The organism is Acinetobacter sp. H1(2024), assembly GCF_046557555.1.
In the GTDB taxonomy this organism is placed as follows: domain Bacteria; phylum Pseudomonadota; class Gammaproteobacteria; order Pseudomonadales; family Moraxellaceae; genus Acinetobacter; species Acinetobacter seifertii.
In genome coordinates this window covers 200,808-221,550 of sequence record NZ_JBKGFO010000005.1, presented here as the reverse complement: position 1 = coordinate 221,550, position 20,743 = coordinate 200,808, and the positions used below count along the sequence as shown (strand labels likewise).

Here is a 20,743-nt window from a genome sequence, read left to right as displayed (position 1 = left end):
CCATGAAAAAGCCAATCGTTCTTGTACTTTCAACTTTAATGTTGGGTATATCTGCTACTGCGATGGCGGATTCAAATAATCGCTGGGATAATTATCACGGCAACGATAATCGACATTATGATCAGCGTTATGACCACCGCGATGAACATAGAGGACCGGGTTGGATCAAAGCAAACCGTGGTGGTGAATATGTCGTAGTCAAGCGAGGGGAGCGTATTCCTGTAGAATACCGTGATCACCGTTACTTTGTTTCAGACTGGCGCGCACATCGTTTATATGAGCCACCACGTGGGTATCACTGGGTGAAAACGCCGAATCAATATTTATTAGTTGATTCACATCACCAAGTTTATCGTGTGCGCTAAGTGTAAAATATAGAATATTAAAAAGGCCTCAGTATCGAGGCCTTTTTTTATGCTAATTCATCATCTTGTGGCTGAGGAGTTTTGAGTGAGACTGGGGTCTTTGAATGCTTTTCTTTCATGACCGATGGATAATTCCATGAAGCAAAACGAACTACTAAAATTGAAATCGCTAAAATTAAAATTGAACCAGTAATAATGACTTGATCGATATTCGCTTTATGGTCATGTTGAATATCGGAAATGAGTAGGCGGGTTAAGGCTGTAATTGCGACATAAATAAGAAAGCGTACAGGCATGTGATTGGTTTTAAAATAAATTCCAACCATTGCGCCAAGTTCTAGGTAGATAAATAATAGTAAAATATCATCAATTGATGCATATTTTTTGATAGTTAAAATTTCAAAAACAGTATGTGCCGCTGACCATGCCACCATACAGCCGATAATGAATAAAGCCAAATAATGAAAAGCTTCAACAGCATAGTGTCCAAATCGATCGAGTGTTCTTTCAAACTTTTTAGGATCAGGCATAGTAAAATCTTTTTTGATATGTGTATGCCTAGAAAATAAACAAATTTTATGCCAATAGAAATAGTAAATACAAAATAAAAAACGCCTGAGTAATCAGGCGTTTTTTATGAAAAATTTAATTATGCTTGGTTGGTAAAGTAATCTTCACTAAAGCCCATAATTAAGTCAGCACCCGCTTTAATTTTAGCAATACGTGCATCAATATCTGGCAAGATACGTTCAACAAAGTATTGAGCCAAAGCAAGTTTGTTTTGGTAGAAATCACCAGACTTATCTTTAGCTGCAGCAGAAATTTTTGCAAACATATAAGCGAAGCTGAGTAAGCCCACTGCATGTAAATAATCAACAGCAGCAGCATTTGGGAAGTCTACGTTTTCAGCAGCTTGCTCAATAATAAACTGAGTAATCGCTTCAATTTCAGTTGCAGCATCTAATGTTGCATCTTTAATGAAATTCAAATCTGTGTCTAGATCATTTGCAAAGTCACGAATCTCAGTGATGTATTCAGCAATGAATGCGCCGCCACATTTAATAGTTTTACGACCAATTAAATCTTGAGATTGAACGCCGTTGGTACCTTCGTAGATTTGAGCAATACGAAGATCACGAATACATTGTTCCATACCCCATTCACGAATATAACCGTGACCACCAAATACCATCTGAGCATCTAAAGTTGCTTGGAATGCTGTATCTGTGAGGTAAGCTTTTGCAATTGGTGTTAAAAGCGCAACGCGATTATTGGCTTTTTTCACCGCTTCTGCATCAGTTGAGAACTTAGTGATATCGAGCTGTTGGCCTACATAAACAGCAAATGCGCGAGAAGCTTCGTTGTTGGCACGTACGTTAAGTAGCATACGACGTACATCACCATGTACTAAAATGCTGTCAGCAGGTTTATTTGGTGATTGAACGCCCGCAGCACTACGACCTTGTAAACGGTCAGTCGCATATTGAGCAGCATTTTGATAAGCAAATTCAGAAGCACCTAAGCCTTGAATACCCATTGATAAACGTTCGTAGTTCATCATCACGAACATTGCAGCAAGGCCTTCGTTTTCTTTACCAACGAGGTAACCTTTTGCGCCATCAAAGTTCATCACACAAGTAGCAGATGCTTTGATACCCATTTTATGTTCAATAGAACCTGGGCCAACATGATTACGGTCGCCTAACGAGCCATCTTCATTTACTAGGTATTTCGGAACAATAAATAGTGAGATACCACGTGAACCCGCAGGAGCATCTGGAGTTTTAGCAAGTACCAAGTGAATGATATTTTCTGCTAAATCGTTGTCACCGCCAGTAATAAAGATTTTAGTACCAGTAATGTTATAAGTGCCGTCTTCATTACGTTCTGCTTTAGTTTTAATAATACCTAAGTCAGTACCGGCATGTGGTTCGGTTAAGCACATGGTACCTGACCATTCACCTGAATAAATCTTAGGTAAATACGTTTCTTTTTGCTCTTGAGATGCATAGCTACTTAAAGCCATACCTGCACCCACTGAAAGAAGCGGGTAGAGCATGAAAGATGGGTTTGTCGCAAATAACATTTCATCGGCAAGAACGGTCAGCATTTTTGGCATGCCTTGACCGCCCCATTCTTCATCTGCGCCTAAGCCAATCCAGCCACCTTCTGCATATTGACGAAATGCATCTTTAAAGCCAGCAGGAGTAAAGACTTCGCCGTTTTCGTAGCGAGCGCCTTCTTCATCACCAGTACGGTTTAATGGATGAGTCACGTTCTGAGCAAATTTAGCCATTTCTTCTAAAATTGCTTCAGCAGTTGCAGCATCTACATGAGCGAGTTTCTCATTAGACTGCCAAAATTGTTCTGCTTTAAATACATCATTTAAGATGAATTTCATATCAGCTAAAGGAGCATTGTAAATTGGCATAATCGTTCACCTTTTTTATGCACATCGACCTGTGCTAGATATCCTGTAAAACGAAATGGATATTGAATTTAAAGTCTAAATTTATCACTGATTTTATAAAAAAAGGACCGTCAAAACTGAGCAGTCCTTTTTTAGTTTTTAACATTGCATATCGCAACTAACTATGGTTAGAAAGCGAAATGTTCAGCATCTAATGACATCAATGGGTCTAGACCACCAGCAATCACGTCTACATGAGAACGTACGCGTGGCAAGATTTTCTTGAAGTAGAAGCGAGCAGTGGTAACTTTCGCGTTGTAGAAATCAACGTCAGTTGTACCTTCTGCCAATTTCTCTTGTGCTACAAGCGCCATACGAGCCCATAGATAACCTAAAGTCACGTAACCAGCGAAGTATAGGTAATCTACAGCAGCAGCACCCACTTCATCCGGATTTTGCATTGCACGCATACCGATTTGCATAGTGAGATCGCCCCATTCTTTGTTAAGCGCAGCAAGTGGCTCAACAAATTCTTTCATGGCAGCATTGTCTTTATTTGCTTCTACAAACTTATGAACAATCTTGGTGAAATCACGAAGCATTGCACCTTGAGTTTGTAAAACTTTACGGCCTAACAAGTCTAGTGCTTGAATTTCAGTTGTCCCTTCATACAAGCAGGCAATACGTGTATCACGTACGATTTGCTCCATGCCATGCTCAGAAATAAAGCCATGACCACCGAAGACTTGAACACCATGCTTAGCAGACTCAGAACCTGTTTCAGTTAAGAAAGCTTTTGCAATTGGAGTTAATAAAGACAAGATGTTGTCAGCAAACTTACGCTCTTCTTCAGTTTCGCCTTTTTCAACGATATCTGCATATTGAGCGAGTAAGTAAACAAGTGCACGACCGCCTTCAGCAAATGCTTTTTGAGTTAAAAGCATGTTGCGAACAGCAGGGTGAACAATAATTGGATCTGCTTCTTTTTCTGGAGCTTTAGGACCAGAAAGTGAACGCATTGCTAAACGTTCTTTCGCGTAAGTTAAGGCACCTTGGAAAGATGACTCAGATGCTGCTAAACCTTGAACAGCAGTACCAATACGTGCTGTGTTCATGAAGGTGAACATACAGTTCAAACCACGGTTTTCAGGTCCAATCAAGTAACCTTTAGCTTGGTCGAAGTTGATGACACAAGTCGCGTTACCATGGATACCCATTTTGTGTTCGATAGAACCACAACGTACCGCATTACGCTCGCCCACAGTTCCATCTGCATTTACATGGAATTTAGGAACGATGAATAACGAAATACCTTTAGTACCTTTAGGTGCACCCGGAAGACGAGCAAGAACGATATGGATGATGTTTTCAGCCATGTCGTGTTCACCAGCAGAGATAAAGATTTTCTCGCCAGAGATTGCATAGCTACCATCTGCATTTGGTTCTGCTTTAGTACGGATAATACCTAAGTCTGAACCTGCATGAGATTCAGTTAAGCACATCGTACCTGTCCAAACACCAGAAACAAGGTTAGGCAAGTAAGTATTTTTTTGTTCATCAGAACCATGATGTTCTAATGTACGTACTGCTCCGTGAGATAAGCCTGGGTACATACCCCATGCCCAGTTAGAGCTACCAACCATTTCTGAAATTGCGATACCTAAAGAGTTAGGTAGGCCTTGACCGCCGTATTGTTCTTCTGCTGATAAAGACGGGAAGCCAAGTTCAATATATTTTTGATAAGCTTCTTTAAATCCTGTTGGAGTAGTGACTACACCATCATTCCAAGTACAACCTTCGCGGTCGCCAACTTGGTTTAAAGGAGAAAGTTCATTTTCACAGAAGTCTGCCGCAGCTTCTAAATATTGATCAACCAATTCACGGCTTACGTTACCTTGGAAATCAGGTAATTTTGCATAGTGCTCTTCTGCATTTAATAATTCATGCAAAACGAATTGCATATCACGTAAGGGCGCTTTGTATTGTGGCATATCGGGTTCCTCAATACTGGTGAAACCAGAGTTATAATCCTAATCTACGATAATGTGCCATAAGAGGCACCTTGAACCATTACATCGTGCAACAACTTGCATAACTGTACAAGCACCTCAGGGCCTTTACTTTGTGACTGCAAAGTCAAGAAAAAAATACTTGAACTATGTAAGTGCTTTGAGTGTAAACACTTTTAGTGAAGTTTAGATGAGACAAAATAGTCAAAATCGTAAGTAGTTATGTACATAAAAAAAGGCGCTTAGAAGCGCCTTTTACTTTATTGCTTTAAGCTTTATTTTGCTTGAACTGCTGCTGGAGCAGGGGCATTAACTGGTGGTTGAGGGCGCTTTGGTTCAAAACGTAAGTTACACGTACCTTCAAGTGTTCTATCTCCAACTTGAACGTTTACAGCTTGACCATTTGCTTTGCCTTCACATGCTTTTTGAATCTGTTCAAAACGAGCTTGACGCTCTGCGCGGTGCTGCTCCCACGCTGCTTTTTGTTCAGGGGTAAATTCACGGTGCTTCATACGGTGATGGCCATCTCGTGGACCATCTTGCATCATGCCATGTTCTGGTTTAGGAGGTTGATTCATTGATTGACACGCAGCCAAACTACCCATAGTTACAATTGCTGCACTGAATAATGCGATTTTAGCAGTCATTTTCATATCTAAAGCCCTTTTAATGTTAGTTTCCACATAACTTAAAGATTAGATAATAAAGATGAAGAAACAATGGAGAGTTTTTCTTTTGGTTGTTAGTTACAATGAAAAATATAGGGTAAAAATGAGAGAGTACTTTTGAACGTACTACGTGTTCCAATTGCATTGCGGCTATTTTTAACAGTCTTACTGACTACATTGTTAATTGCAACCGCAAGTTTGAGTGTTCTGCACTGGACGATGCAAAAGAACTTTGCCAAATATGTGGCCGATGTTGAAATGCAAAAGCTAGATCGGCTCATGACCAATCTTGGTAATGTATATAGCGTTTATCATGATTGGGGAAATGCAATTCAGGCGCAAATCTTACAAATTGAAGGAACCGCAGCGCCAGACGATTATGACCGTCTTTCGCAGTGGTGGTTAAGACGCCAATATGATATTGCGATTCAGCAGCATTCGTTCGATGAACACACGCTCATTAATGTTTCTCCAGATGGAGCGACAGCAAATAAAAATTCTATTTTTAGTGATGAAGAGCTACGTACACTTGAAAAGAATTTACCTTCAGAATATCAACCATTTGAAGGCTTAAAATTTCCATTAAGCGCAAACCAATTCCGTCCGCGTGATGATAAAAAAGGTAACTCAAAAAAAGGAAGTCTTAAAGATATTGAGACACAAAATGGCAAAAAGCGCTTTATTGCCTTACCTGACCGTCTAGGCTTAAGTTCTCGTTTATCTTTATATGATGCCAAACATCAATTTGTAGTTGGTGAACCTCCATCTTCAGATCAAATGTCTTATCGTCCCATTATCGTCAACAATGAGGTGGTCGGTTATTTAGGACTAAAACCAGTTCTAGATAAAGAAGATGCTTTAAGTATTAATTTCTTTAGTAATCAAAAGCGTTATTTACTTTTAATTTATGCTTTAACTTTACTATCGAGTTTAGTTGCAGCACTTTTAATGGCAACTTATTTTAAAAAGCCAATTCAACGTTTATTAAATGCAACAAAGGAGTTAACGAAAGGTAATTACCAACATCAAGTAGTGATTAAACGAAATGATGAACTTGGTGATTTATCAACTCAATTGAACCATTTAGCCGAGATTTTACATCAACATGAAGAATCACGCCGTCAATGGGTTGCAGATACATCTCACGAGTTGAAAACACCGTTGGCTGTATTGCAAGCGCAAATCGAAGCAATGCAAGATGGTATTCGAAAGGCAACTCCTGAACATCTCGATGCTATGATGAGACAAGTTTCAAGCTTAAAGAAACTTACTCAAGACCTAGCAGATCTAGCACAGGCTGATGCTCAGCAACTTAAATGTTACTTAGGTTCAGTGAATCCGTGGGATGTTGTATTACAAGAAGTTGAAAACTTTAGACCTAAACTTGAGCAAGCAAATCTGGAAATTAAGGTTGAAGGTGAAGGGGTATCTTTACTGTTAGATCGTGATCGCTTTAAACAAATTATTGTTAATTTAATTAGTAATAGTATTCGTTACACAGAAACAGGTGGCAAAATTCATATTCATACAAGTCAAACTGCTCAAGAGTGGACTTTGTATGTTGATGATAGCCCGTTTGGTTTAAGTGATGAGCAACTATTACGTTTAGGTGAGCGTTTTTATCGAGTAGATGATTCGCGTACGCGTAGTACAGGTGGAACAGGATTAGGCTTGGCTTTATCTTGTAAAATTGCGCAAGCGCTTGGTGGTACACTAAGTTTTGAACACTCTCCGTTGGGTGGTTTACGTTGTGTACTTACCTTTAAAAAGCAGAGTTAAATAAAAGGAAAAATGGCCCATGAAGCATGTAATGTTGGTTGAGGATGAAGTTGAGTTAGCGCATCTGGTACGTGATTATCTTGAAGCTGCTGGTTTTGAAGTAAGTATGTTTCATGATGGTCAAGATGCTTACACGAGCTTTCAGCAACGGAAACCTAATTTAATGATTCTGGACTTAATGGTTCCAAGAATGGATGGTTTAACGATTTGCCGTAAAGTACGTGAACAGTCAGATTTACCGATTATTATGGTGACTGCACGTACTGAAGAAATTGATCGAGTTTTAGGTCTCAATATGGGTGCTGATGATTACGTTTGTAAGCCATTTAGTCCAAAAGAGTTAGTTGCACGTGTACAGGCCGTTTTACGTCGTTTAGAGCGTAAGGCCGAGCCAGAGCAAAATGATTCGTTCCGTATTGATAAAGCTCAGCAAAGAATTTGGTATCAACAAAAGTCGTTAAGTTTAACGCCGACAGAATTTCGCCTACTTGAGCTATTTTTAGAACATGTCGGACAAGTTTATTCACGTGCTCAATTATTAGACCATATTAATCCAGACAGCTTTGATGTTGCTGACCGAGTTATTGACAGCCATATCAAAAACTTGCGCCGAAAAATTAGTGAAGCAGCTGAAACTGGTAACCGTCATGAATGGATTCAAGCTGTTTATGGCGTTGGTTACCGCTTCGAGTATCCAGAAGAGTAAACTGTTCAGAAAAGTTATTCTGTGGATAACCACAATGTTATCCACAGAAAATGTGGATAGTTTTCAAAGATTATGGATAAATTATAATCTTGGTATGATTAGGGACTAATTGCCAAATTTCATCTATATCTACATTTCTAACTGCGATACATCCTAAAGTCCAATCTTTGTGTGGCATATAACTTGAACTAAAAGGTATCCATAAAAAGGACTTTGGGGCAGATCCATGGATCATGATATTCCCACCTGCCGGCTGATTATGCTGTTTAGCATAGGCAACATCTTGTGTATTAGGATAGGAAATATGCAATGATTTATAGAAAGCGCTTTGTGAGTTGCGCCAATCTATAGAATAAACACCTTCAGGTGTTTTACCGTCATTTTCAAAGTTTTTATGGCCTTCAGGGTTGAAGCCTAAACGAATAGGGTAACGACGAATTACTTCCTGATCACTTTTAAGTAGAAGTATGCGTTGATTTTTAAACACTTCAATTGAGGTTATAGGTTTTGTCTTTATAAGGTGAGATATCTCATTACTTGTGAGTTCTTCATGAGAAGAGACAAAAGTAGGTAAATATTTTTCATACTTATAAAAAGCAATTCCAAGTGGAATGAATAGAAGTGTACAAATAATGATAGGTCTAATTTTCATATATTATTCTTTGATGTTTAAGAAACTCTCTTAAGTGACTTAAGAGAGTTTTAGTTTTTTAATATTAAGACGAACAGCTCACCGCTACATCAGGCACATCACTTGGTAAAGGGCCTAAATCTTCTGGTTTTTCCAAATCTGGCTGTCTTATATAAGGATGATTGAGTAGCTTAAACAAACGGTCTACCTCACTAAAATCATCTCGCTCCGCTGCTTCAATAGCACGCTGTGCCATATGATTACGTAAAATATAAACTGGATTTGCTTGTTGCATGTTTGCATCAAGTTCATCTGTATCTTGATGTTCACGGATATTTTCATATTGGCTAAGGAACTCGTCAAACTGTCGAATATCGAGGCAATCATCACGTAGAGCCTTATACTCTTTATTTTGCAGTCGAATAAAACTTTGAGTGTAATCTAGCTGCTCGGTTTGTAAGATTCTTAAAAAAGCAAAACTACAATCAAGGCTATCTTTATGGAAATGAGGAAGGCCCATTTTTTGACACAATCCAGTGGTGTAGTGCTCAATAAAGGTAGGCTCAAACCCTTCTAAGCAAGTAGCTAACTCTTCTTTGAATTGCTCTTTTTGTTCAGGTTCAGCAAGTGGAACTAGATTATTTAACCAAGTCCATAGGTTCCAGTGTGCAATACTTGGCTGGTTTTGGTAGGTATAGCGCCCTTGATAATCGGAATGGTTGTTAATCCAGTTCGGGCGGAAACGTTCCATAAAACCATATGGACCAAAATCGAGTGTAGAGCCTGTAATATTTAAGTTGTCAGTATTCATTACGCCATGAGCAAAACCGACCAGCTGCCATTTGGCAATCATGATGGCTGTATTTCTAATCACAGCTTTAGCAAAAGCTAAAATAGGTTGTGCTTCTTGCTGGCATTCTGAATAGTGCCATTCAATACATTTTTGAGTGAATTCTGGGAGTAAGTCAGGCGCATATTGATTGATCCATTCAAAATGACCTAGACGAATATGACATTCAGAAGTTCTGAGCAGCATTGCGCCCGGTTCTAGTTTTTCACGCTGTACACCTTGAGCAGAGCTTGTAAAACCTACTGCATGACTCGAAGCGACTCCTAGAGCATTTAATGCATGACCTGCTAAATATTCACGAATAACAGAGCGTAAAACTGCTCGACCATCTCCCATACGTGAATAGGGGGTAGGGCCAGCACCCTTTAAATGTAAATCGATGGTTTGGCCATTTTTATTCAGAATTTGTCCAATGAGTAAACCACGTCCGTCGCCTAGCTGACCTGCCCATTGCCCAAATTGATGGCCTGCATAAACCATTGCTAAAGGTGGAAACTCTGAGAAAGTCCGTTGACCACTGCAAATTTCTACCCATGCCTCTTTTTCTTCATCCGTCCATTGTAGTTCTTCGGCTAAAGCTAAATTGAAGTGTCCAGCTTTCGCACCACGAAGAGGAGTGGGCTGCTGTATATGAAAAAGCTTAGGATTGAGTGATGAATAAAGCGGATTAAAGTGCATAGACTGGACTAAATATTTGAGGCGAACTTCACTATACCATAGTTAAAAACCAGCCAAAAAAATAGCGCCTGCAAAGCATGGCTTTTACAGGCGCTATTTCGAACTAGAGTCGTATTAGTCTGGTACGACGTTTGTGCTCTTTTTAATGTTGCGCATTAAAGTTTCTAAACACTCACGGTGATGACTCAAACGATGTTCAAGCAATTGGAAATCAACCTTTAACTTATGATCCATTTTATGAATCTTTTCAGCCATAGCTGCTTTCTTCGCTTGTAACTCTTGTTCTTTGAGTTTCGCCCAGTCATTTAAAGTGTGGGTAAATGCTTCATATTCTTGAGCAATACGTTGCTTCATTTGGCTCATGTCAGCATTTACATCATGGCCATAAATAGCAAGGTCTTGTTCAGCATATTTAAACTTCATTGCCAATTCTGCTTTTTTAATATTAAAGCTTGGAATACGACGTAAGTTCTTTGCTAAACCGACTTTAGAACATGTCCAAATTAACCATTTAGTTGGGTCATATTGCCACCACTTCACACCATTACGATAATCGTATTGGAAAATATGGTGATAGTTATGATAACCCTCGCCCCATGTTGCAATCGCTAACCAGAAGTTATCGCGTGCTGAGTTTTCATCGGTATAAGGGCGTTTACCAAACATATGGCAAAGTGAGTTAATGAAGAATGTTACTTGATGGCTAATGATTAAACGCAATAAACCACCGAGAAGTACAACTCCCCATAAGTCGCCAGTTGCCCAGCCAACTAAACCTAAAATACCAACATGAACTGCTACAACCATTAGACCGTAGTATTTATGTTGGAACATCACCAGTTTGTCATTGAGCAAATCAGGTGCGTTTTTAAAGTCTGGCTTAGATGGAGAATGATCGCGGATCATCCAACCCATATGGGCATACCAAAAACCACGTTCAATTGAGTATGGATCTTCATCCACATGGTCAACATGACGATGGTGAGTACGGTGACCAGATGCCCAAAACAGAATACTGTTTTGTACAGCAAATGTGCCTGCAATCATTAAAAGAATTTTAAGTGGTAATGACGCTTCATAAGCACGGTGTGCCCAAAGACGATGGTAACCAGCAGTAATCCCCATGCTACTTAAAGCTAAAAGAAAAAATAAGCTTACCCATGCGCTTACACTAAAATCATAATAATACGCATAAATCGGGATTATGATTGCAGCAAGAATTGGTAAACCAATTAAGGTAATGCTAGCGGTCCAGTTAATTGGGGCCTTGAGTGGGGCGGAAGTCATATCCGTCAGCGCTCCTAGAAACCTTGTTAAACAAGGTAAAAAGACAAAACGACATAGCAAAACCAATCATCAAGATTTATTGCTATTTTGAACATTATATTAGCATGTGCTTAGTGAGAATCACTAATATTATTGTACAGATGTACTGAAAGAACCGTAACAGAATTAAACCATGCTTGGCAACATTTCAGATAGGAGAAGTTGTGTAATGAAAATACAGCGATTGAGAAAAATGAATAGCATTGATATTGCAAAGAAATTGCCATTGAAATGTCTTTTCATCACAATCAGCCTTGTATTGGCAGCATGTCAAAGCACGCCGCAACAAAATATTCAAAAAGGCCATGTAAAACCCACACACCATGTACAAACCCAAGTAGTCAAGAAGAAAGTGAGCCCAGAAGGTGTTCAAGACATTGACTGGCAAATTACTCAGATCAACGGGCATAAGGCAAAATTCTTTAACCAATGGCCGACTCTTTCATTGAACTCAGCAGTCAAAACTGTATCTGGTCATACTGGGTGCAATCGCATTTTTGGTCGATATACTTTCGACTTCAACCAAAAGAAACTAGATATGGAAGTTAATGCTGGTCATTCGAGTTGTGATGGCGCTTTGGCTCAAGAAGCAGAATTAGTTGATTCCTTACAACGTATTCAACGCTTCCAGTTGGTAGGTAATACCTTGTATTTACTTGATCAAAACGGACAACGCCTGATTCAGGCAGAGAAAAAATAAAAGGTGGTTAATACCACCTTTTTTCTATTTAAAGTGCTTCGAGTATTGTTGTAGGAATATCCGTAATTAAACCTTGAATATCTAAATCACGGAGCCTTTTCGCTCTTTCTACATCATTTACTGTCCATACACTAATGTTTAAACCTGCTTGATGAGATAGTTGAATCATTTCATCTGTAGCAAGTTGGTCGTGCCAACCAATATGACCGCAACCATATTGATGAGCGAGTTCAATTGCTGCGCCTCCCACTGGAATTTCAACTAACAAGCCGCGTTTAAATTGTGAGTCGATGTCACGTAAGGCAGTTAAAATTTGAAGATCGAAACTTGTGATAGTCACGACTTTTTCATAACCCTGTAACTCAGTCTCAAGCTTTTGAACTAACTTTTCTGCAAATGCCATATCTCTTACTGCTTTAACTTCAACCTCAATATGCTCGAAGTTATTAAGTAAGTTTAAAATACGTGTAAGAGTTGGTGTCGGCTCTGGATGTGGCCAATTGGGCCAGTTTTGACGATGATCAAATGTTAAAGCTTGAGCTAAAGTAGATTGCTCAACAATTTGATCGACTCCAGCTGTACGTAAAAAATTATCGTCATGAATAACGATCAGCTCTTGGTCTTGAAGCTGACGAATATCAAATTCGACACCACGAATACCTAAGTTTTTTATGTGCTGAAAGCCACCTAATGTATTTTCAGGAGCTTCTCGGCGTGCACCACGATGACCAATAATGCGCATAATTTTCTTCTATTCAGTTATTGTTGGTTATGGTCTCTTCAAAAGCAGAGACCATACTTAAATTAGTCTATTTTTAAATAATCTCATTAATATTTTTTTGCCAAAGGACTTCTTGTCCACCTTCGGCACGTTGTAAAGCACGAGATGCGACAAATAACCAGTCAGATAGACGGTTTAAAAGTTGGAGCGCTGTGGCTTGAATATTTTGATCACGAGTTTGTACCGACAGCAGAGATCGTTCTGCACGACGACAAACAGCACGCGCTTGATGAGCGTAACTGCAAGATAAAGAGCCAGATGGCAGAATAAACTCTTTCAGCATAGGCAAATCTTCATTCATACGGTCAATTTCTTTTTCCAGAAAATCAATACAAACGGGTTGAAGTAAATTGTAGTTTGGAATACAAACTTCGCCACCTAAGTCGAAAAGCCAATGTTGGATCAAGCTCAGGCTTTTGTCCCAATCAGCTTTATTAGTCACTTGGCTGGCTGTGATTTGTGCGCGTAGTACACCAATAATGGCATTGAGTTCATCGACATCACCAAGCGCCGCAATTCGTAAATCATCTTTGGCAACACGAGAGCCATCGCCTAAACCTGTTGTACCTGAGTCGCCTGTGCGTGTATAGATTTTACTTAAACGGTGTCCCATGATGGATATCCTGAACATAAAAAAGGGGATAATGTCGGTCAAAACATTACCCCGAAACTGGAGTTAAGAAAATATTTTTATAATAAAGATTTGCTTAGTAGCTTAATGTCACACCAGCTGACGCAAGGCGGCCACCATTTACATAGTAGTATCCTTGGTCTTGATAAGCTGTTTTATAATTCACATCTCCAATATTTTGAATATTAGTAAACAATTTAATATTCGGATTCATATTCCAGTAAGCATTGATATCTACAGTTGCGTAACCCGGATTTTTGTAATTGCTATCCCAGTCTTTTGACTTTGATTTTGCAACGAGCGAAGCACTAATGCCGTAAACTTCATTTTGCAGACCTGTTGATAAGGTTAATCCTTGGCGAGGGCGACGATTTAAATCCTGATGAGTCTCTTCATTTTCAGGTTTAACATAGCTATAAGTTGCTTTTGCAAATAGATCATCTTTCTGCCAACCAACATAAAATTCACCCCCTTGGTAAGTTGCTTTATTAATATTAGTTAATTTACCAAAGTTCACTGAGCCGATAAGATCTTCAACTTCAGTATAGTAAGCAGATAAACCTGTTTTAAAACCTAATGGTAGAGTTTGATCTATACCAATTTCATAAGATGTACTTTCTTCTGGTTTTAAATCTGGGTTGCCGTTCCACGAGTTGTAAAGTTCATTAAGCGTTGGTGATTTAAAAGCAGTACCAATATTTGTATAGATACTTGTTTTATCTAGAAGTTGATAACGTGCAGCAATTTGACCAACAGTATGTGAGCCGTATTTCTCATTATCTTCCACACGAACACCAACTTGAGTATTTAATTTGTCGCCATTGAATTGATGTTGAAGATAATACCCTGTTGAGTCTACGTTCTCATTGTATGGTGTTCCATAAGACAGAATATCTCCATTCAATGTACGATGAGTGGCACCAATTAAGAGCGTTTGCTGCGGAAAAAACTTCCATTTGCTATATAGCTCTACTTCCTGAGTTTTACTATGAACAAAATCAGTAGAATCTTTTTGATTAACGTCATCTTTGAATTGTGATAAACGAGTATTTAATTCTAAGTTATCTGTTACATTTAAACGGCTACGTAAATTGATAATCTCATTTTCAAAATCTTGTTTAAGCAATGCACCATTAAATGTATAAGCATCATAAAGGGTTGAACCTTCATTATGACTATAATCAATAGAAATACCGTAATCTTTCTGCTCAACACCAAACTTTGTACTAAAACCTTTCTGATCAAACGATGCTGTATTCGATGTATTGGTTTTTTGATTAGTTACTTTTGTTGCATCAGATTCTAAGCGTTGTCCACGAATTTGAGCATAAAAACCATCTTCATATAAATCAGCACCAATAACGGACTTATAAGTTTTATTCTCACCGAATTCACCTGTGATAAAAGCTCTATTCTTTTCAGGTGTTTTTGAAACAAGCTGTATTACGCCACCAATTGCATCTGTACCATAAAGGACAGAGGCAGGCCCTTTTAATACTTCAATTTGTTTAATATCTGTTGTATCAATAAATGCGAGATTTGCTGTTCCAGAAGATGCATTATTTAGTCGAATACCATCTCGTAGTACGAGAGTATGATCAGATTCGGTGCCTCGTAAATAAATCTCAGCAAGTTGTCCCATACCTCCACTTTGCACCATATTGATGGACGCATCTGTTTGTAATAATTGTGGTAAAGATGCGATAGGTGATTGTTCAAGGACTTTTGGCTCAATAATATTAATACGCGCCGGAACTTCACTCGCTTTTTCTGCGCTTTTTGAAGCAGTCACTACAATTGGATCGAGCTGAGTTGTGGTAGTTGTATCTTCAGCAAAAATAACAGGTGAACACCCCATCGCAATAGCGATAGCCCCCACCAGACGGGTAGGTTGAAAAGACTTAGACATAACATGCTCCATACATTCACCCCACGTGAATGATCGGGTAGATAGATGAAACAAGCAGGTCTCCGGACTTCAGCGCCATAAATCATTTATGGACATATTCACCTTCCCACATCACTGCAGTGGTGTAAGTCGATCTCGACTTAAAAAATATGCTTTACATTGTTACCGTTGCGGGGGCAGTGCCGGACTTTCACCAGCTTCCCTAAAGCATCAATTGCTTACACTTGCTTCCATTTGAACGCAGTATAAAGTGCTGAATTACTTCCGACAATGTCATTTCGACCAATTCCCAGAGAACTTTTACGCAAGGGACAAAAATTGCATTACAATGGCGTTTATTTTAAAAAATGGTTGTAGTTTAGGCAGATCATGAGCCAATCAAACCAAAAACGTACACGAGCAAAAATCTGTGGAATTACTCGTAAGCAAGATGTTCAAGCAGTAGTTACAGCTGGAGCAGATGCGATAGGTTTTGTTTTTTTCCCGCCAAGTCCAAGAAATGTAACAGTTGAACAAGCACAAGAATTAGCAAAACACGTTCCGCCTTATGTACAAATGGTGGGTTTGTTTGTAAATGCGAGTGCCACTGAAATTCAGGATGTACTTGATTGTGTTCCCCTAGATGTATTACAACTACATGGCGATGAAACTCCAGAACAATGCCAAGATATTGCTCGCCATTGTAAGCGTCGCTGGTATAAGGCGATTCAGGTCAAACCTGATCTGGATGTAGTTGCTGAAATTCAAAAATATCAGGCAGCTGGTGCCAGTGCTGTATTGCTCGATGCGTGGCACCCTGAGCTTAAAGGGGGCACAGGACATCAGTTTGACTGGTCTAAATTCCCGAAACTTGATATTCCATTAATTTTGGCAGGTGGTTTAACCCCTGACAATGTCATTGACGCTATTCATACTACCGGTGCTTTTGCAGTAGATGTGAGCGGAGGCGTAGAGTCCGCAAAAGGTATAAAAGACCAACAACTCATTGAACGATTTATGCAAGGAGTCCAACGTGGATCAGCAAAATAATGTGATTGACTATACCCAATTCCCAGATGCAAATGGGCATTTCGGTATCCATGGCGGACGTTTTGTGTCAGAAACATTAATGGCGGCATTAGAAGATTTAGAAAATCTCTATTCCCGCATGAAAAATGATGAACAGTTTCTGGCAGAATTCGACCGTGACCTCGCCTACTATGTAGGTCGTCCTAGTCCACTTTATTATGCTGAGCGATGGTCAAAAGAGTTAGGTGGTGCGCAAATTTATCTTAAACGTGAAGATTTGAACCATACAGGCTCACACAAGGTAAATAACACGATTGGTCAGGCATTATTAGCAAAGCTTTCTGGCAAAAAACGTATTATTGCTGAGACTGGTGCAGGGCAACATGGTGTAGCAACAGCAACAATTGCAGCACGTTTAGGTCTTGAATGTGTTGTGTATATGGGTGCTGAAGACGTTAAGCGTCAAGCTATGAACGTTTATCGTATGCGTTTGTTGGGTGCTACAGTTGTACCTGTGCAAAGCGGTTCAAAAACATTAAAAGATGCCATGAACGAAGCAATGCGTGACTGGGTAACCAATGTTGATAGTACTTACTATGTGATTGGTACAGTTGCAGGTCCACATCCATACCCTCAATTGGTTCGTGACTTCCAATCTATTATTGGCCGTGAAGCACGTAAACAGATCCTGGAGCAAGCAGGTCGTTTACCAGATGCATTAGTTGCATGTGTGGGTGGTGGTTCAAATGCAATGGGCTTGTTCTATCCATTCTTAAATGATGCCAACGTGAAAATGTATGGCGTTGAAGCTGCTGGTTTTGGCATTGAAACTGGAAAACACTCTGCACCATTAAATGCAGGTCATGTTGGCGTGTTACACGGTAACCGTACTTACCTCATGAGTGATGCACAAGGCCAAATTATCGAGACACATAGTATCTCGGCAGGTTTGGACTATCCGGGTGTTGGTCCTGAACATAGCTTCTTGAAAGATATGAAGCGCGTAGAATACGTGCCAATTAACGATACAGAGGCTCTTCAAGGTTTCCGTGATTTAACCAAGATTGAAGGGATTATTCCTGCGCTTGAAAGCTCACATGCAATGGCGTATGTCTCTAAGCTTGCACCAACCATGTCTAAAGATCAGATTATTATTGCCACTGTTTCAGGCCGTGGTGATAAAGATTTAATGACAGTTGCACGCATTGATGGCGTAGAAATGGTTGAGATGTAAGAGAAAAAAATGCCAAGCTTGTTTATGGTGATGTTAGGTGGCCGTCATGCACGTGCCAATACAGAAGTCCATGACGTTGTTATGGCTGTAGGGGATACTTTGGAAGAAGTTTACCCTCAACTTAAACAGGCTTGGTTTGGTGAGGCTCAAGGGTTACATATCGATGCTTGGGCCAAGCTCTCTGGTGTTAACTCTCAAGGGCAGAACTATCAAATCCAGTTTTCTGATGCAGCGCCGTCAGCTTCAGATCTAAAGTTGTATTTGATTAATCTGGGTGGCTATACACCTAATGCTTTTGGTGAGTTACATAGTTATCATTTGGTAGTTGCACCTAATGCGGTAAGTGCAAAGCAATTAGGTAAACAGTTTATTGATCAAGAGTGGTATAAGCCACATACCGACCGTGTAGTGGATATTGATGATTGCATTCCGATTGACCATATTGCAGGTCGTTATATCCAACTAGTACAAGGTGAGTTCAATCCAACGCGTTGGGAAAACACTTATTTACTTCTCTAAGTGTTCTTAAAAAAGGCTTAAAGGCAAAAATAAAATATAAAAAATTGCCGATCTCATGTATAGCTCTCTCAAATCGCAACTTTTTTGTAGCACTATTTACAATTCATCTGCTTAGACTAGAAGCTCAACATAAGCTCTTTGGAGTAATCAAAATGGGTCTTCTAGATGAAGTAGGTAAAATTGCTGGTGCAATTATCGCAGAACAAGGCGTCGATAAATTAGATCCAGATGCAGGTTTTCTAGAAAAAGCAGCAGGTGCCTTTGCTGGTTATGAAGCAGCAAAAATCGCTGAGAAAAAATTGGAAAATCAGGACAGTAACGAGCAAGAGTCAGAACAAGCAAGTGATGATGACGCTTAACTTTTAGAAATTGAATTGCACTTAAATCATGAGTTGAATTTGATTTTGTTGATGGATTGGGTCATAGCTACTGCAATAGACCCTCAAAGAGTTTAAGTTAACGTATATCGATTTAAGTGAATAATAGAAAAAAGAGCATATTAATATGCTCTTTTTTTATGGCTCAACAAAACTTATTTGAAGATCAAAACAGATAAGTAGCCAATTGGTTAGTGATCAGTCTATTATTAGTCAATAGATGAGCAGGAAATCAACGGATAATAAATAATGGATTTAATTCAAGAAAATGGACAGCCTCGTTATGGGCGTTTTGAATCTGTACCGTCGACCATTCATGTACAACGTTATATTTATAAAACACCTTATGGTAAAGCCTTAAAGGGCTGGCGAAAACAATTAAAGTATAAAAAATTTAAATTCTGCGGCATTCAGCATAAGCACTACAGTATTGGTTTAGCAATTGCAGATATTGGTTGGGTTGGACATGGGTTTTTCTATATCTATGATCATGAAACAAAACAAGTCATTGAGTGGAATGCGATTCAGCCCTTAGGTCATAAAACTCATCTTGATGAACAGCCGTTATTTAATCAAAGCTATTTTTCTAAATCGCCTTATCAGATCGATATTCAGCATGCCAATGGTGTGCGATACATTCGGGTGACTAAATATGGTGAAATTTGTTTGAGTGCCCGTATTTTTTGTGCGGGGACAGATATCTTAAGTTTGTGTACCCCAACAGGTATTAATGGTTGGACGTATACCCAAAAGCAGACCACTTTGGCTGTTGAAGGTATGTTCATGAGTAAACAAAAACAACTTGTGCAATTTGATGAAAAGACATTTGCATCCTTAGATGATACCTGTGGTTTTTTACGTCCTGAAACAGCATGGTTTTGGCTTTCATGTAATTTTTGGGATGAGCAGGGACGACGTATTGGGTTGAATTTGGCTTCTGGGGTTAATGAAAGTTTTGGTAATGAAAACTGTTTATGGGTGAATGGCGTTTTATTTCCACTTACAGATGTTTTATTTGAAAAAATAAATGATGAGACATGGAAAATTAGCTCTTTAGATCAAAAGCTTAATCTGCACGTCCATATTGGTTGGTGTCGATACGAAAATATAAATTTAAGAATGATTGGAAGTCAGTTCAATCAATGGCAAGCTAAAATTAGCGGCAGTATTGAACATGAGGCAATTGATACAATCACTTGCAATGAGCAATACGGTCTATTAGAACAACATTATGCAAAATGGTAACAAGCAGGTTATAAACCTGCTTGCCAAAATGCTTCACCCGCTGCGATTGGGTCATTTGTTTTTTCTAAAGTTTCAATCCAAACAGGATACTGACGAATAACTGGATGTTGGCTTGGATGAAAATCTTTTTTAAACCAGTCCAGATATTGTTTTTTCATGGCGGTTAATGTGCCATTTTTTCCAAAGAACCAAGGTAAACCTTTGAGTGTCATCGATAACCTTTCCTTAGGGCTAAAGCCATCACATTTCAACATAATGTTGGTTCTATAGAGTGTAAAGCCAAACATGAGCACAGTTGTTAAAACAAGTACAAAGCGACGTGTTGACTCTGGAACGTCACCTACTTGTCTCATGACATCAAATGCAACATCTCGATGTTCCATTTCTTCAATGGCATGCCATGCAAATAATGCACGAACATAAGGATGTGCATTTTCTAAAGTTTTTTTATTGCTATAAAAAGTTTCCGCCATTAATGCTGTTAAATGTTCAGCTGCTGCTGTCATGGCAATATTGTATTGCGGTGAACGTTGGGTGAGCTCAAAACGGAAAATCCTTTTAAGTGTGCTTGTGAACTCATCTACAGGCATACCTTGCTCTTTCATGAGATGATTCATTTTGTCATGGGCAATACCATGTTGAGCTTCTTGTTTAATAAAATCGGCAACTCGCTTTTGTAGTTCCGGGTCATCAATTTTGTCACGGAACATTCGTACACATTCTATGAAGTAACGCTCTCCGTCTGGAAAGGTTAAGCTGAGTGCATCAAACATACGAGTCAAAAAGGGATCGTTATTAAACCAAAATCGTGGTGCTTCGTTTAAATGAAAATCTAGATCTTTGCGAACCACTGGCTCGACCTGATAAGAAACATGTGCGTTCATCTTTGTATTTCTCGCAACTAAGCTTTTCCTTAG

The 20,743-nt window shown here is 39.2% G+C and carries 20 protein-coding genes and 1 riboswitch; of the genes, 9 read left to right on the top strand and 11 right to left on the bottom strand.

What is annotated here, in order from left to right:
- Positions 1 to 2: 2 nt before the first annotated feature.
- Entirely contained in the window at positions 3 to 365 is a 363-nt protein-coding gene (locus tag ACLCEG_RS14775) for an RcnB family protein (RefSeq protein ID WP_151684089.1), read from the top strand.
- A 47-nt stretch (positions 366 to 412) separates the two neighbouring features.
- On the opposite strand, the gene ACLCEG_RS14770 is transcribed toward ACLCEG_RS14775, so the two are convergent.
- The 4 genes from ACLCEG_RS14770 to ACLCEG_RS14755 all read right to left on the bottom strand — a co-directional run bounded on the left by ACLCEG_RS14770 (position 413) and on the right by ACLCEG_RS14755 (position 5,437).
- Entirely contained in the window at positions 413 to 895 is a 483-nt protein-coding gene (locus ACLCEG_RS14770; RefSeq protein ID WP_410568080.1) for a phosphate-starvation-inducible protein PsiE, read from the bottom strand.
- A gap of 119 nt (positions 896 to 1,014) precedes the next feature.
- Entirely contained in the window at positions 1,015 to 2,796 is a 1,782-nt protein-coding gene (locus tag ACLCEG_RS14765) for an acyl-CoA dehydrogenase C-terminal domain-containing protein (RefSeq protein ID WP_004705686.1), read from the bottom strand.
- A 167-nt stretch (positions 2,797 to 2,963) separates the two neighbouring features.
- Positions 2,964 to 4,766, bottom strand: coding sequence for an acyl-CoA dehydrogenase C-terminal domain-containing protein (locus tag ACLCEG_RS14760; RefSeq protein WP_410568078.1), 1,803 nt, complete (start codon positions 4,764 to 4,766; stop codon positions 2,964 to 2,966).
- A 293-nt stretch (positions 4,767 to 5,059) separates the two neighbouring features.
- Positions 5,060 to 5,437 carry a hypothetical protein gene (locus tag ACLCEG_RS14755; RefSeq protein ID WP_049063286.1) on the bottom strand — a complete coding sequence of 126 codons (378 nt, stop codon included), beginning with the start codon at positions 5,435 to 5,437 and terminating at the stop codon, positions 5,060 to 5,062.
- 132 nt (positions 5,438 to 5,569) lie between these two features.
- On the opposite strand from ACLCEG_RS14755, the gene baeS reads away from it, so the two are divergent.
- On the top strand, positions 5,570 to 7,231 hold the full coding sequence (baeS, locus tag ACLCEG_RS14750; protein WP_308965790.1) for a sensor histidine kinase efflux regulator BaeS: 1,662 nt from the start codon (positions 5,570 to 5,572) through the stop codon (positions 7,229 to 7,231).
- Positions 7,232 to 7,250: 19 nt separating this feature from the next.
- A complete protein-coding gene (locus ACLCEG_RS14745; protein ID WP_019457495.1) occupies positions 7,251 to 7,937 on the top strand; it encodes a response regulator in 687 nt (228 codons plus the stop codon).
- Positions 7,938 to 8,007: 70 nt separating this feature from the next.
- Here ACLCEG_RS14745 and ACLCEG_RS14740 read toward each other — a convergent pair whose 3' ends face one another.
- From ACLCEG_RS14740 to ACLCEG_RS14730, 3 genes are all read right to left on the bottom strand, one after another.
- Complete coding sequence (locus ACLCEG_RS14740) at positions 8,008 to 8,589, bottom strand: murein L,D-transpeptidase family protein (protein WP_151819252.1); 582 nt, start codon at positions 8,587 to 8,589, stop codon at positions 8,008 to 8,010.
- Between the two features lie 64 nt (positions 8,590 to 8,653).
- Positions 8,654 to 10,096, bottom strand: a complete 1,443-nt coding sequence (locus tag ACLCEG_RS14735; RefSeq protein ID WP_410568075.1) for a protein adenylyltransferase SelO — start codon at positions 10,094 to 10,096, stop codon at positions 8,654 to 8,656.
- Positions 10,097 to 10,210: 114 nt separating this feature from the next.
- Positions 10,211 to 11,383 carry an acyl-CoA desaturase gene (locus ACLCEG_RS14730; protein WP_077162392.1) on the bottom strand — a complete coding sequence of 391 codons (1,173 nt, stop codon included), beginning with the start codon at positions 11,381 to 11,383 and terminating at the stop codon, positions 10,211 to 10,213.
- Positions 11,384 to 11,591: 208 nt separating this feature from the next.
- On the opposite strand from ACLCEG_RS14730, the gene ACLCEG_RS14725 reads away from it, so the two are divergent.
- Entirely contained in the window at positions 11,592 to 12,122 is a 531-nt protein-coding gene (locus ACLCEG_RS14725; protein WP_004705696.1) for an META domain-containing protein, read from the top strand.
- 28 nt (positions 12,123 to 12,150) lie between these two features.
- On the opposite strand, the gene ACLCEG_RS14720 is transcribed toward ACLCEG_RS14725, so the two are convergent.
- The 3 genes from ACLCEG_RS14720 to ACLCEG_RS14710 form a co-directional block, all read right to left on the bottom strand.
- Positions 12,151 to 12,864 (bottom strand): glycerophosphodiester phosphodiesterase, encoded by a 714-nt coding sequence (locus tag ACLCEG_RS14720; RefSeq protein WP_410568072.1) that lies wholly within the window; start codon positions 12,862 to 12,864, stop codon positions 12,151 to 12,153.
- A gap of 73 nt (positions 12,865 to 12,937) precedes the next feature.
- A complete protein-coding gene (locus ACLCEG_RS14715) occupies positions 12,938 to 13,516 on the bottom strand; it encodes a cob(I)yrinic acid a,c-diamide adenosyltransferase (RefSeq protein ID WP_410568070.1) in 579 nt (192 codons plus the stop codon).
- Between the two features lie 94 nt (positions 13,517 to 13,610).
- Positions 13,611 to 15,443 (bottom strand): TonB-dependent receptor plug domain-containing protein, encoded by a 1,833-nt coding sequence (locus tag ACLCEG_RS14710; protein ID WP_410568068.1) that lies wholly within the window; start codon positions 15,441 to 15,443, stop codon positions 13,611 to 13,613.
- A 35-nt stretch (positions 15,444 to 15,478) separates the two neighbouring features.
- A riboswitch (cobalamin riboswitch) is annotated at positions 15,479 to 15,686 on the bottom strand.
- A gap of 126 nt (positions 15,687 to 15,812) precedes the next feature.
- Between ACLCEG_RS14710 and ACLCEG_RS14705 the strand changes: the two genes are divergently transcribed.
- From ACLCEG_RS14705 to ACLCEG_RS14685, 5 genes are all read left to right on the top strand, one after another.
- A complete protein-coding gene (locus ACLCEG_RS14705; RefSeq protein ID WP_410568066.1) occupies positions 15,813 to 16,472 on the top strand; it encodes a phosphoribosylanthranilate isomerase in 660 nt (219 codons plus the stop codon).
- Positions 16,456 to 17,685 (top strand): tryptophan synthase subunit beta, encoded by a 1,230-nt coding sequence (gene trpB, locus ACLCEG_RS14700; protein WP_004705701.1) that lies wholly within the window; start codon positions 16,456 to 16,458, stop codon positions 17,683 to 17,685. Before ACLCEG_RS14705 ends, trpB begins: the two co-directional genes overlap by 17 nt.
- A gap of 9 nt (positions 17,686 to 17,694) precedes the next feature.
- Positions 17,695 to 18,204, top strand: coding sequence for a DUF1543 domain-containing protein (locus ACLCEG_RS14695; protein ID WP_151740937.1), 510 nt, complete (start codon positions 17,695 to 17,697; stop codon positions 18,202 to 18,204).
- A gap of 152 nt (positions 18,205 to 18,356) precedes the next feature.
- Positions 18,357 to 18,563 carry a hypothetical protein gene (locus ACLCEG_RS14690; protein ID WP_077168741.1) on the top strand — a complete coding sequence of 69 codons (207 nt, stop codon included), beginning with the start codon at positions 18,357 to 18,359 and terminating at the stop codon, positions 18,561 to 18,563.
- 267 nt (positions 18,564 to 18,830) lie between these two features.
- A complete protein-coding gene (locus tag ACLCEG_RS14685) occupies positions 18,831 to 19,826 on the top strand; it encodes a DUF2804 domain-containing protein (RefSeq protein WP_100191816.1) in 996 nt (331 codons plus the stop codon).
- Between the two features lie 8 nt (positions 19,827 to 19,834).
- Here the strand turns inward: ACLCEG_RS14685 and ACLCEG_RS14680 are convergent, their stop codons facing one another.
- A complete protein-coding gene (locus ACLCEG_RS14680; protein WP_410568064.1) occupies positions 19,835 to 20,710 on the bottom strand; it encodes a metal-dependent hydrolase in 876 nt (291 codons plus the stop codon).
- Positions 20,711 to 20,743: the final 33 nt, after the last annotated feature.

What these genes read in the sequence shown, in the direction of transcription:
- ACLCEG_RS14770 (WP_410568080.1), bottom strand. Translation starts at nt 895, where the DNA reads ATGCCTGATCCTAAAAAGTTTGAAAGAACACTCGATCGATTTGGACAC.
- ACLCEG_RS14775 (WP_151684089.1), top strand. Translation starts at nt 3, where the DNA reads ATGAAAAAGCCAATCGTTCTTGTACTTTCAACTTTAATGTTGGGTATA.
- ACLCEG_RS14760 (WP_410568078.1), bottom strand. Translation starts at nt 4,766, where the DNA reads ATGCCACAATACAAAGCGCCCTTACGTGATATGCAATTCGTTTTGCAT.
- ACLCEG_RS14740 (WP_151819252.1), bottom strand. Translation starts at nt 8,589, where the DNA reads ATGAAAATTAGACCTATCATTATTTGTACACTTCTATTCATTCCACTT.
- ACLCEG_RS14720 (WP_410568072.1), bottom strand. Translation starts at nt 12,864, where the DNA reads ATGCGCATTATTGGTCATCGTGGTGCACGCCGAGAAGCTCCTGAAAAT.
- ACLCEG_RS14745 (WP_019457495.1), top strand. Translation starts at nt 7,251, where the DNA reads ATGAAGCATGTAATGTTGGTTGAGGATGAAGTTGAGTTAGCGCATCTG.
- ACLCEG_RS14685 (WP_100191816.1), top strand. Translation starts at nt 18,831, where the DNA reads ATGGATTTAATTCAAGAAAATGGACAGCCTCGTTATGGGCGTTTTGAA.
- ACLCEG_RS14695 (WP_151740937.1), top strand. Translation starts at nt 17,695, where the DNA reads ATGCCAAGCTTGTTTATGGTGATGTTAGGTGGCCGTCATGCACGTGCC.
- ACLCEG_RS14755 (WP_049063286.1), bottom strand. Translation starts at nt 5,437, where the DNA reads ATGAAAATGACTGCTAAAATCGCATTATTCAGTGCAGCAATTGTAACT.
- ACLCEG_RS14725 (WP_004705696.1), top strand. Translation starts at nt 11,592, where the DNA reads ATGAAAATACAGCGATTGAGAAAAATGAATAGCATTGATATTGCAAAG.
- ACLCEG_RS14765 (WP_004705686.1), bottom strand. Translation starts at nt 2,796, where the DNA reads ATGCCAATTTACAATGCTCCTTTAGCTGATATGAAATTCATCTTAAAT.
- ACLCEG_RS14715 (WP_410568070.1), bottom strand. Translation starts at nt 13,516, where the DNA reads ATGGGACACCGTTTAAGTAAAATCTATACACGCACAGGCGACTCAGGT.
- ACLCEG_RS14680 (WP_410568064.1), bottom strand. Translation starts at nt 20,710, where the DNA reads ATGAACGCACATGTTTCTTATCAGGTCGAGCCAGTGGTTCGCAAAGAT.
- ACLCEG_RS14730 (WP_077162392.1), bottom strand. Translation starts at nt 11,383, where the DNA reads ATGACTTCCGCCCCACTCAAGGCCCCAATTAACTGGACCGCTAGCATT.
- ACLCEG_RS14705 (WP_410568066.1), top strand. Translation starts at nt 15,813, where the DNA reads ATGAGCCAATCAAACCAAAAACGTACACGAGCAAAAATCTGTGGAATT.
- ACLCEG_RS14690 (WP_077168741.1), top strand. Translation starts at nt 18,357, where the DNA reads ATGGGTCTTCTAGATGAAGTAGGTAAAATTGCTGGTGCAATTATCGCA.
- ACLCEG_RS14735 (WP_410568075.1), bottom strand. Translation starts at nt 10,096, where the DNA reads ATGCACTTTAATCCGCTTTATTCATCACTCAATCCTAAGCTTTTTCAT.
- ACLCEG_RS14710 (WP_410568068.1), bottom strand. Translation starts at nt 15,443, where the DNA reads ATGTCTAAGTCTTTTCAACCTACCCGTCTGGTGGGGGCTATCGCTATT.